We start from the raw sequence: 9,836 nt of genomic DNA, 5'->3' as shown, positions 1-9,836 counted from the left end.
TTCCGGTTTTCCGGTTTTCCGGTTTTCCGGTTTTCCGGTTTTCCGGTTTTCCGGTTTTCCGGTTTTCCGGTTTTCCGGTTTTCCGGTTTTCCGGTTTTCCGGTTTTCCGGTTTTCCGGTTTTCCGGTGAAGTGCTCCGTCAACGCCTCAAGGGTCAAGACATATATTACGCCCTTCCACGAAAACAGAAAGGCCCGCCAACGCTGGCGAACCTTCCATTTTCATTCACACATTCAACCCTTCGCGAACTCTGGCCAGGCCTCCATGCCCAGTTCACTAACGTCGAGACCGTTGATCTCTGCCTCTTCATCAACACGCAAACCTACAGTTGCGCGCAGGATCAGCCAGACAGCGGTTGAGGCCAGGGTGACAAAAACACCGATCACCACAATTCCGGTCAACTGCGCCATCAGCGTTGCCCCCGGATTGGTCAGAACCACTGCCAGCGTCCCCCAGATGCCGGCGAACAGGTGAACTGGAATTGCACCCACCACATCGTCAATCTGCAGGCGATCCAGCAGAGGCACGGTGAAAACAACAATCACACCGCCCACAGCGCCGATCAGCGTCGCCTGACCAAGGCCTGGTGTCAGAGGCTCGGCGGTAATCGCCACAAGACCCGCCAGCGCACCATTCAGGATCATGGTCAGATCTGGCTTTTTATACAGAAGCTGGGTCAGCAGAAGCACCGCAACCGCACCACCTGCCGCAGCTGCATTGGTGTTGGCAAAAATCCGGCCGATGTCCGCCACATTGGCAGCGTCATTCATCGCAAGCTGTGACCCACCGTTAAAGCCGAACCAGCCCATCCACAGGATAAACGTCCCAAGGGCGGCCAGTGCCAGGGCTGAACCGGGCATTGGATGCACGCGACCGGCTTTGTATTTGCCAATACGCGGCCCAAGGATGATTGCACCTGTCAGCGCAGCCCAGCCACCGGCGGAATGCACAAGGGTAGAGCCCGCAAAATCCTGAAACCCCAGGCCATCAAGGAACCCGCCGCCCCATTTCCAACTGGCCTCAATCGGGTAGATCAGGGCGACCAGCACGGTGACAAAGGCCAGGAACGGCCAGAGTTTCACACGTTCCGCCATGGCACCGGACACGATTGACGCGGTGGTGGCGCAGAACATCAACTGAAAGAAGAAGTCAGACCCAACAGAAGCATAGGCCAGATCCGGTGTTGCGCCTTCCAGCCCGACGGGTTCAAGAACGGCCGGGGCAAATGTGCCGAAGACCCCGTCGATCAACCAGGCATCGCCCGGGTACATCACGCCGTATCCAATGGCGTAATAAGCAATGGCCGCGATGGAAAACAAAGCGATGTTTTTTGTCAGCTGCATGGTCACGTTTTTCGAACGCACAAGCCCGGCTTCCAGCATGGCAAACCCCGCCGCCATCCAGAACACCAGCATGCCTGAGACCAGGAACATGAAGGTTGTGAAAATAAAGCCAGTGTCGGGCTGTGCTGCCTCCTGGGCCAGCGCGGGTGTGGCGCTGATCAGAAGCGTGGGAAGGAGTAAGCGGAGCATCTGTTTTCCTCATGTCTTGTCGCGGTATGGCGCGGATTGTGCAGATGCAGCATGGGAAATCCCGATCTTGAAAGGACAGTGTCTGGCAGGGAGTCCTGGTGCAAAATTCCCCTGATTGCCCGCTTGCTGACCAGCTATGCCTGAATTGCGGGCACAACGGGGAAATTGCAGGCAACCGTAAAATCGCCACTCCTATCGGTGATTCGTGATAAAACGTGCATGCCTGCCCCCACTGTTGTAAACCAAGACAAAACGCATAAGCGGATATAGATATGAGCGGTAAGAACACAGGTACAGGCGGGCGGCGGATCGTGGCAGAGCGGCGCTATTCCGACAGTGCGGCCAAACCGGCACAGCGCAAGGCTGCCCCGAAGCGGCAGGCACGCAAGACGACAAAGCGCCGGGCGAACAAACCACGCGGGCCAATCCGGCGTTTGCTGGGGATCCTGATGCTGCCGTTTATCTGGCTTTTCCGTCTGATCTGGAAAATCACCTGGCGCGTGTCGCTGGTCTGCTTTGCTATCCTGGCTGCCGCCGTGTTTTATGTGTCCTCGACCCTGCCCGAAGATTACCGGGTGCTGGTTGATCAACGTGTGCGCGGATCTGTGACGCTGCTGGATCGCGAAGGTCAGGTTTTTGCCTGGCGCGGCGATCAGTTTGGCGGGATGATCACGGCGGATACCGTGTCTGATCATCTGCACAATGCGGTGGTCGCTACTGAGGATAAACGTTTCTACCGTCACTTCGGGATTTCACCACGCGGGATTGCTTCGGCGGTACGGATCAACCTGTCGGCGGGTCGCGGGCCTTTATCCGGGAACGGTGGTTCAACCATCACACAGCAGACCGCAAAACTTCTGTGTCTGGGTGTGCCTTTTGATCCGGAAACCTGGGAAGATGAAACCGCTTATGAAGCGGATTGCCGTCAGGGGTCTATCTGGCGCAAGGCGAAAGAAGCCATCTACGCCATGGCGCTGGAATTGCGGTACACCAAAGAAGAAGTGCTGACGATCTATATGAACCGGGCCTTCCTGGGCGCGGGTGCCCGTGGGTTCGAAGCGGCATCTCAGCGGTATTTCGGAAAATCCGCCAATGAAGTCGGCCCGGCAGAGGCTGCGATGCTGGCGGGGCTTTTGAAAGCGCCGTCGCGTTATGCACCGACGAATAACCTGGAACGGTCCCGCGATCGGGGTGCCACGGTTCTGAAGCTGATGAATGATCAGGGATACCTGTCTGACGCACAACATGCGCAGGCGGTTGAAAACCCTGCCAGCCTGTCCCAGGCGGCTGCTGCGGAAGCCGGGGGATATTTTGCCGATTGGGTCATGCGATCCGGGCCGGAAATCTTCACCCGTAACACCACGGAAGATGTGATCATCCGCACAAGCTTTGATCAGGAAATTCAGGCATCCACCGAAGAAGCCATGCAACTGGTGTTTCAGGAACGCGTCAGTGCAGAGTCCACTGCCCAGGCCGCAATTGTCGTGATGAGCGCGGATGGCGCGGTACGGGCCATGGTTGGCGGGCGGGATGTGCGTGCAAGCGGGGCGTTTAACCGCGCAACCCAGGCCAATCGTCAGACCGGATCGGCGTTCAAACCTTTCCTATATGCCGCCGCGATGGAACTGGGCTATACACCCAATGACTATGTGGTTGATGCGGAACTCTGTATCGATATCCCGGGATCAAGCCGCTATTGCCCGCGCAACTATACCAACCGTTTCTATGGCAATGTGACCCTGACAGAGGCCCTGGCGCGGTCCCTGAACACGGCAGCGGTGCGGATTTCTGAAGCTATGGGGCGCGATAATGTCCGCAAGATCGCCAATGACTTTGGCCTGCAAAGTGACCTTGCCGAAGGTCCGGCCCTGGCGCTTGGCGCGTCTGAAAGCACGCTTTTGCAGATGACCGGCGCTTATGCGGGGATCCTGAATGGTGGTTCAACCGTGACACCATACGGCCTGGTTGAACTGCGTCTGCAGGGGGACAGCACACCGGTGATCACCCAGGAAGGTGGCATTGGTGAACGGGTGATTTCCCGACGCGCCGCCGAACACCTGACCTATATGATGAGCCGCGTTGTCGCGGAAGGCACCGGGGTTCGCGCGCAGCTGGATGGCTGGCAGATCGCCGGCAAGACCGGCACGACACAGGGTGCGAAAGATGCCTGGTTCATTGGCTTTACCGCGGATTATGTTGTGGGCGTCTGGATGGGCAATGATGATAACAAACCCCTGCGCGGTGTGACTGGAGGCGGTCTGCCCGCAACCATCTGGCATGAGGTCATGGCACGCATCACCGCAGGTGTGACCCCACGCCCGCTGCCGATGATTGACCCCGGCCCGGCGGCACCACTTGTCAGCCAGGAAGAATTGGCCCGCCAAGCGGCTGAAGAGGCAAGACGCCAACAGCAGGAACAACAGCGTCAACAGCGTCAGAACCGGCGCAACAATACGGATAGTGCGATTAACAATCTGTTGAACGGTTTGTTCGGGAACAATTGATCTGAAAAAGAAAAGGCCCGCTGTATCGCGGGCCTTTTCTTTATTCTGTGACTGTCTCAGGTTCTGCTGTAGCGTCCTGAAGCTCTGCCGCGCCTGATGCAGGTTCCGGCGTTTCTTCCGGCGGGGCAGCAGGTTCTTCGACTACTTCCGGCGGATCTTCCGGCTGTTCGCCGATCAGTTCTTCAACCAGTTCTTCAGCGGTGCATTTGTCAAACTGGAACGCAAACCCATCCCAGACCATGTAAAGGCCACCGTCCGCCGCGCGCATGATCATGGTGCGGGCTTCCCAGGGTTGGGGGGCGACCCCGTTTTCATCCAGGTAACCTTCGCAATACATATCGTAAAGCGTGGCGTTCATATTGCGGACTTCGACCGGTTGGCGCATCTCGCAGATGGCTTCATTGCCGAAGAACATATCGCCTTCGATCCGGATCGCCCCGCCTTCCACACCAAAACGGGCGCAATCCGCCGCACCCTGACGATAGGTGCCATCCCATGGCCCGGCAAACGCCAGACCAGGTGACAGCATCAGAGGCAGAAGAAGGCGTGTCAGTTTCATGCGTTTAACCAGCGTTGCGCAGATCAGCGATCAGACGATCCAGATCACCACCACGGCTGTCCAGCATTGCGCCGATTTCTTCGCGTTCCACACGGGTCAGGCTGATGCCTTCAATGACCATATCAAAGAACAGGTTGCGACCGCCGGCCTCTTTCACCAGGAAATCCACGCGGAACGGCGCGCTGCCCTGCAGTTGGGTGTTTGTGCGGACCTCAAACCAGCTTTTGACCGGACGGGAATCTTCCACATCAATGCGACCACCGATAAATTCGCGGAAACGGCGACCATATTTGCGGGCGATATAACCTTCAAACGCAGCCACAAAAGCGCGACGCTGACTGTCAGACGCAGACCGTGCATCCGCACCCAGACAACGCAGGGCAATCACTGTGGTGTTGGCGTATTGCTGAAACAAACCTTCAAAACGGCGCAGCATGCGTCGTTCAGACTGACCAGAGTTGATGATTGCATTGATTTCATCCACAACCTGGGTCACCAGGGCTGACGCCTGGCGCGCATTCAGCGCGAAGGACGCGGTCGGCAGCAAAGCCAGGGCAGATGTTGCGGCCATCAGGCCTGCGGTAAAACCGCGACGTGTCATTTTTGAACTATTCACCGTAAAGCTCCTCAAACAGGGCATCAATTTCGTCGACTTCTTCTTCAGTCACTTCGATTCCCAACTCAAACCGGCGGTTCTGCAGATACAGGTTCCGTGCCTGAGCATAGCTGTCTTCACTTTCATAAAGCAAAGCATTGATGGTCGAAGCGTATTCATAGCGGTCCCCGATGCGGGACAGACCTGTCGCCGTCGGGCTGAGCAGGTTTTCCGGGGAATCAAGCGCATAGCCCAGCGGGTTAGTGAAAAGATCCACCACGCGGCCGACAGTGTGGCGTTCTGTAGAAGGACCAACCAGCGGCAGTTCTACATAGCGGCCTTCGCCAAAGCCCCATTTATACAGGGTTTCACCAAAGTCAGTCGTTTCTTCTTCCAGGCCAAAATCATTGCCCGCCGGATCACCGATGCCGCCAAACCCAAGAGTCGAGTTGATCAGGAAGCGGAAGGAGTTGCGGGTTGCGCCTTCAAGGTCCAGCTGCAGCAGGTTGTTCACAACGCGGCCAGGCAGGGCAAAGTTTGATGCCACACGGCCAACCCCCTGACGGGTTTCCCGGGACAACCCACGACCATAAGCGTTGGATGCGGGCTGCAGAATTGCCTTGTCGACCGCCAGGTTGAAATTATGTGTCCGGCGGTTTGCGTCTTCATGCGGATCACGCACGCCAACACCATCGCCATCCTGACTACAGGCGGCAAGGAAAGCAGCGGTGCTGACAAGGGTCAGAACCTTTGAAATTCGGGATTTGATGCGGATACCGGTCACTGAATTACCCTTGTCGCTGATCTGTTATGGCGCATGATACTATGACATGTGATTGTCAGAGAGCGGATAAACAAGTATTTCACGAAAATGTCGAGAGGTGTGAACGGTGCTGATACAAAGGTTGTGGCCGCAAGGCGACAGAAATTTACCTGAAGTTTGATCTTTTCACTCATATTTTACGAACAATAAGCAAAAAGGCACAACGATTTCATGGCAAAGCCTGACAGCAGACTGACAGAGGCCGGATCGGCGGAACTTCGCGAAGTCCTGAACAGAAGCCGGGGAATCCTCGCTTTTGTCGGCATTCTCAGCACGTTCGTAAACCTTCTGATGCTGACCGGTCCGATCTTTATGTTGCAGATTTACGGCAATGTTCTGACCAGCCGGTCCGAAGAAACGCTGATTGCACTGACCGTCCTTGTTGCCTTTCTTTATGGATTGATGGGCATTCTGGATCACACCCGCGGCCGCCTGCTGAGCCGGGTTGGCGCACGGTTTCAGTCTGCGCTGGATAAACGGGTGTTTGATGCAACGCTTCAGGCCAACATGCGCCCTGCCCTGCAAGGCACCCCTCAGCGGGTAAGAGGCGTGCAGGATCTGGAATCTGTCCAGCGCCTGCTGAGTTCACCAGTTCTTTCTGCCTGTTTTGACGTGCCCTTCACCCCGATATTCCTTGCCGGCCTCTGGTTCTTCCACCCATGGCTTGGCACCCTCGCCATGACCGGGGGCGGTTTTCTGATCGTCCTGACCCTGATCAGCACCCGCATGACACGTCGCCCGGTGATCGAGGCCCAGACCAGCAGCATTCTGGCGAACCGTATGGCAGATAGTCTGCAGAACGACCCGGAAATGGTGCAAAGCCTTGGCATGCAGGGCACTGCGTTCACCCGTTGGTACAGGTTGCGGCGACAGGCGCTGAACAAATCCCTGGCATCCGGTGATCTGGTTGCACGTTTCTCAGCCTCGACCAAATCAATCCGCCTGTTCCTGCAATCCGCCATGCTGGCGCTGGGGGCTTTTCTTGTTCTGCGCGGCGAACTGAACCCGGGTGCAATGATCGCTGGTTCCATTCTGATGGGCCGCGCGCTGGCCCCGATTGAACAGGCCATCGGAAACTGGGCCGTGGTGCAGCAGGGGCGCAAGGGCTGGGATAGCCTGGCCCTTCTGCTGAGCCAGGTGCCTGCGGAGGCCCCGCGTACATCGTTGCCAAAACCCAAGGCACATCTGCAGGTGAAACAGCTTACAGTCGTCCCCCCCGGGGAAAGCCAGGCCGCCCTGCGTCAGGTCAGTTTTGAGGTCAAACCCGGCCAGGCCATCGGGGTAATCGGGCCAAGTGGTGCAGGGAAATCATCCCTTGCCCGTACAATTTCCGGCGTCTGGAAAGCGGCTGGCGGCCAGATCCGCCTGGACGGTGCAACACTTGATCAATACGGCACTGACGATCTGGGCCTGCATATTGGGTATCTGCCACAGCGGGTGGAGCTGTTTGAAGGCACGCTTGCGGAAAACATTGCAGGCCTGCAGGAAAACCCGGATGCGGAAGCTGTGATTGCCGCCGCACAGAAAGCAGATGCCCACAAGCTGATCCTGAGCCTGCCGGAAGGCTATGACACGAAAATCGATACGCAGAACAGCCGCCTGTCCGGTGGACAAGTGCAACGTATTGGCCTGGCACGGGCCTTGTTTGGTGACCCGGCCCTTGTCATCCTCGATGAACCAAATTCGAACCTTGATAACGAGGGATCTGTCGCCGCAAACAATGCGATCAAAGCTTTGAAAGCAGAAGGTAAAATCGTAATGATTATGGCCCACCGTCCGGCAGCCATTCAGGAATGTGAACTGCTTCTGATGCTGGAAAACGGAAACTTGCGGGCATTTGGCCCCAAAGACGAAGTCCTGCGGGCTGTGGTGCAGAATCACAAAGACGTAAAAGATAAATCCACCCCCGGAGGTGTCACATGAAGATGCAGCACAACCCGGATGAGGTTGATTTCCCAATTCGCGGCCGGATCATCACCGGCGTGGTTGCGCTTGGCATTCTTTTGGGTGGCGGTGGTCTCTGGGCTTTTACCACGCAGATCGCCGGGGCCGTCGTCAGCAGCGGCCAGATCCGCGTCGAACAGCAAAGCCAGGCCGTCCAGCATCCCGATGGCGGTGTGGTTGAAGAAATTCTGGTGGAAGAAGGTGAACTTGTTCAGCGCGGCGATCTTTTGATTCGCCTTGATCCGGCTCTGTTGCAATCTGAACTGACCGGGCAGGTTGAACAGCGGTATGAACTTCTGGCCAGCATGGCCCGGTTCGAAGCCGAACGCGACAATGCAGAGACCCCTGTTTTTTCTGATGAACTCATGGATGGCGCAGCAGAAAGTGCCAGGCTACGCGGGTTGATGATAAGTCAGGAAACCCTGTTTGAAACCCGCCGCACCACGTTGCAGCATACCCTGGATCAGTTGCAGAACCGTAAAACCCAGATCAATCTGCAACTGGAAGGGATCGCGGCCCAGCATAACTCTCTCAATCGACAGATTGAACTGCTGCGCCAGGAATTGGAAACCCAGCAAGGCCTGCTGGACCGGGGATTATCACAGGCCGCAACAGTTCTGGCCCTGCAACGGGAAGAAGCCCGTCTTCTGGGCCAGATCGGCGAATTCACCGCCACAGCTGCGCGCGCGAACGAACAGATTTCTGAAATTGACCTCGAAGCCCTGAGCCTGACCAGTCAGCGCCGCGAAGATGCGATTTCGGCCATCAGCAGTCTGCGCTATGAACTGATCACAATCACGACCCAGATCACCAGCCTTCAGGAACGCCTGCAACGTCTTGACGTGCATGCACCTGTGTCAGGTGTTGTGCATGGGCTGAAAGTTTTCGCACCCCGCGCAGTGTTGCGCCCGGCGGATGATGTCATGGCATTGATCCCACAGGACCGGCCCCTGGTGCTTGTTGTGAATATTGAACCCATTCACATCGACCAGATCTATATACAGCAACCGGCAACCCTGCGCTTCCCGGCCTTCAGCGCCCAGGACACGCCGGAACTGTTTGGGTATGTGTCGAAACTTTCTGCTGATGCGTTTACCGATGAAAACACTGGCGCGAACTATTACCGCGCCGAGGTGGCCTTGAATGAAGGCGAAGCCGCACGCCTGCCACAGGATGTCACCCTGTTGCCCGGGATGCCGGTCGAAGCCTATATCCGCACCAGCGATCGCACCCCGATCACTTACCTTGTGAAACCTCTTTCGGATTACTTTAACCGGGCGTTCCGCGAGGATTAAGCGCCTCACAATAAGGAGTCGCGATTTCTGCCAGGAGGTCGCGATACCCTCTTTCTTTTCGCCTGTTTTCGGTTCAGTGTCGCGCCAGACAAACGCGTTAACTGACAGGTGTATCATGACCAATCCGATCGAAGCCCGCCTTGCTGAAATGGGTATCACACTGGCCGCTGGCCCGGCCCCTGCGGCGAATTATGTGCCTTATGTGCAGGTTGGCGATATGCTGTATGTATCCGGCCAGATTTCCCAGAACGCTGACGGGTCTTTCCTGACCGGCAAACTGGGTGAAAATATGGATGCCGAAGCAGGTGCAGCCGCGGCGCAAAGCTGTGCAAAAAGCCTGCTGTCTCAGGTCAAAGCCGCCCTTGATGGCGACCTGACCCGCCTTGTGAAAGTTGTGAAACTGACAGGTTTTGTGAATTCCACCGCTGATTTTGGCGACCAGCCGAAAGTGATCAACGGCGCATCCGATTTCTTCGTCGAAGTTTTGGGTGACACCGGCCGTCATTCCCGTTCTGCTGTTTCCGCCGCATCTCTGCCGTTTGGCGTGGCTGTGGAAATCGAAGGCATCTTTCAGGTTAAGTAACT

Annotated in this window: 8 protein-coding genes; 4 read left to right on the top strand and 4 right to left on the bottom strand. The window is 56.8% G+C overall.

Annotation, left to right across the window (positions count from 1 at the left end):
- Positions 1 to 232: 232 nt before the first annotated feature.
- The gene (locus H1D41_RS16230) at positions 233 to 1,531 is read right to left on the bottom strand and encodes an ammonium transporter (protein WP_228849903.1); all 1,299 of its coding nucleotides are present in this window, start codon (positions 1,529 to 1,531) and stop codon (positions 233 to 235) included.
- Positions 1,532 to 1,803: 272 nt separating this feature from the next.
- Between H1D41_RS16230 and H1D41_RS16225 the strand changes: the two genes are divergently transcribed.
- Positions 1,804 to 4,035 carry a transglycosylase domain-containing protein gene (locus H1D41_RS16225; RefSeq protein ID WP_228849902.1) on the top strand — a complete coding sequence of 744 codons (2,232 nt, stop codon included), beginning with the start codon at positions 1,804 to 1,806 and terminating at the stop codon, positions 4,033 to 4,035.
- Positions 4,036 to 4,075: 40 nt separating this feature from the next.
- On the opposite strand, the gene H1D41_RS16220 is transcribed toward H1D41_RS16225, so the two are convergent.
- The 3 genes from H1D41_RS16220 to H1D41_RS16210 are packed head-to-tail and all read right to left on the bottom strand — an operon-like array spanning position 4,076 to position 5,973.
- Positions 4,076 to 4,594, bottom strand: coding sequence for a hypothetical protein (locus tag H1D41_RS16220; RefSeq protein WP_228849901.1), 519 nt, complete (start codon positions 4,592 to 4,594; stop codon positions 4,076 to 4,078).
- 4 nt (positions 4,595 to 4,598) lie between these two features.
- Positions 4,599 to 5,210, bottom strand: a complete 612-nt coding sequence (locus H1D41_RS16215; protein ID WP_324250293.1) for an MlaC/ttg2D family ABC transporter substrate-binding protein — start codon at positions 5,208 to 5,210, stop codon at positions 4,599 to 4,601.
- On the bottom strand, positions 5,203 to 5,973 hold the full coding sequence (locus tag H1D41_RS16210) for an MlaA family lipoprotein (protein WP_228849900.1): 771 nt from the start codon (positions 5,971 to 5,973) through the stop codon (positions 5,203 to 5,205). The genes H1D41_RS16215 and H1D41_RS16210 overlap by 8 nt, the downstream gene beginning before the upstream one ends.
- 210 nt (positions 5,974 to 6,183) lie before the next feature.
- On the opposite strand from H1D41_RS16210, the gene H1D41_RS16205 reads away from it, so the two are divergent.
- The 3 genes from H1D41_RS16205 to H1D41_RS16195 all read left to right on the top strand — a co-directional run bounded on the left by H1D41_RS16205 (position 6,184) and on the right by H1D41_RS16195 (position 9,834).
- Positions 6,184 to 7,935, top strand: a complete 1,752-nt coding sequence (locus H1D41_RS16205; RefSeq protein WP_228849899.1) for a type I secretion system permease/ATPase — start codon at positions 6,184 to 6,186, stop codon at positions 7,933 to 7,935.
- Positions 7,932 to 9,251: an HlyD family type I secretion periplasmic adaptor subunit gene (locus H1D41_RS16200; protein ID WP_228849898.1), complete on the top strand. Its 1,320-nt coding sequence runs from the start codon at positions 7,932 to 7,934 to the stop codon at positions 9,249 to 9,251. The genes H1D41_RS16205 and H1D41_RS16200 overlap by 4 nt, the downstream gene beginning before the upstream one ends.
- 115 nt (positions 9,252 to 9,366) lie before the next feature.
- Positions 9,367 to 9,834, top strand: coding sequence for a RidA family protein (locus H1D41_RS16195; protein WP_107497382.1), 468 nt, complete (start codon positions 9,367 to 9,369; stop codon positions 9,832 to 9,834).
- The last annotated feature ends 2 nt before the right edge of the window (positions 9,835 to 9,836 follow it).

The organism is Halocynthiibacter styelae (assembly GCF_016123485.1).
Classification (GTDB): Bacteria; Pseudomonadota; Alphaproteobacteria; order Rhodobacterales; family Rhodobacteraceae; genus Halocynthiibacter; species Halocynthiibacter styelae.
This window is presented reverse-complemented; position numbering and strand designations above follow the sequence as displayed.